The organism is Rhodoferax sp. RT5P35, assembly GCF_056521385.1.
The window spans coordinates 1-1,332 of record NZ_JBWMAX010000166.1 but is presented as its reverse complement, the minus strand read 5'-3'; the positions used below and the strand labels follow the sequence as shown (position 1 = coordinate 1,332).

The window sequence follows — 1,332 nt, the reverse complement described above, 5'->3', positions numbered from 1 at the left end:
TGCCCGGTGGCTGCAGCCAGAGCATGGTGCGCTTGGCTTCCATTTCGCCAAAAGTCTGGGTCAGGTCGGGCGAGTACGACCACACATAGCCGCCCCGGAAGGAGACGACCTCGTCCATATAAGTGGCGGCGCGCTTCAGGGCCGCCGAGGCGGTGGCCTGCGGCGTAGGCGCGGCAACTACCTCGCTGCCGCCATCGCCGCACGCGGCCAGTAAAAGGGGGGAGCCCACCGAGATAGCCGAAATGGCCGAGATGCCGAAATGTCTGCGCTGCATGGAGGTGCCTTTGAAGTTGGAGTGTCCGAGCTCGTCGGGCCGCAGGCGCTTGACGTTATATAACGTCAGTTGTCATACATCTACGGCGCAGCAATTATGGGCAATTACTTGAAAGACAGTCAATGGGTTTGGCCCCATAGCGCAAGAGAAACGTAATTTAGTTATGCGATAACGTATGAGAGGCTTGCCACGTAGGCCTATGGGGGTACGCGGGTGTGCCCCAGAGCCCAGTGCGGGCCATTTGCTCTATTATTAATAGCTATCAGCGCTTATGGAATAAGCACTAGAGGCCGATTTGGCTTATCAATTTCCGTAAACCTCTTTTAACGCTTGGGCTACGCCATCGGCCTGCTGGTCCAGGGCATCGCGGGCCTGGGGCGGCAAATACCAGCCCAGCGGCACCAGCGGCGCGTCGGTGAGCTGGTCGATCAACAGCACCCTGGCAGCGGGACCGGTGCGCTGCGCTTCGCCCAGGGCCTGGCGCATTTCGGCGGGCGGCAGGCGGCCATGGGCACCGATGCCCGACACGTTGAGCACGGCCACCGCCGGGCCGAGCAGGTCGGCGTACAGGCCCCAGCTTTCGCGCAGCACGGGCGGGGCCAGCTCGGCGGGCGGGCTGAGCGGACTGAGGTCGGAGACGATGCACCGGGGCTCGGGGCCGGTGTCGGGCGGCTTGTCGCAGCCGGGTTTCTTTTGGCCGTTGCGGATCAGCACCAGCAGGGGCTCGGGGGGCGTGCGGTTTGCATCTTTGAAGGCCTGCTGCATGGCGTGCCACAGGTGGGCCGTGCTGGTCACGCCGCTGTTGTCGAAGTAGCCGCCATCGGCCAGGTGGCCGGTTTCGCCGTAGCCCGAGACGGGCTGCACCAGCGCCAGCGGGTTGATGAACGGAAAGCGCGCGGCCACGTGGGCGGCGGCCATGAGGTTGAGCGGTGCGCCCAGGCGGGTTTGCACGTCACGGGTGGCGGGGAAGCTGCCGTCGTCCACCGGGAGGCTGCTGGCCACGGCCAGTTCACCGCTCTCCGCCGAGGTGGTGGTGAGCGGCAGAGGCGGCGTGCATT

General features: G+C 64.9%; 2 pseudogenes. Both read right to left on the bottom strand.

Annotated elements, in window-relative coordinates:
* A pseudogene (locus tag AC097L_RS24640) lies at positions 1-274 on the bottom strand (pectate lyase); the annotation flags it as partial.
* A gap of 303 nt (positions 275-577) precedes the next feature.
* A pseudogene (locus AC097L_RS24635) lies at positions 578-1,332 on the bottom strand (hypothetical protein); the annotation flags it as partial.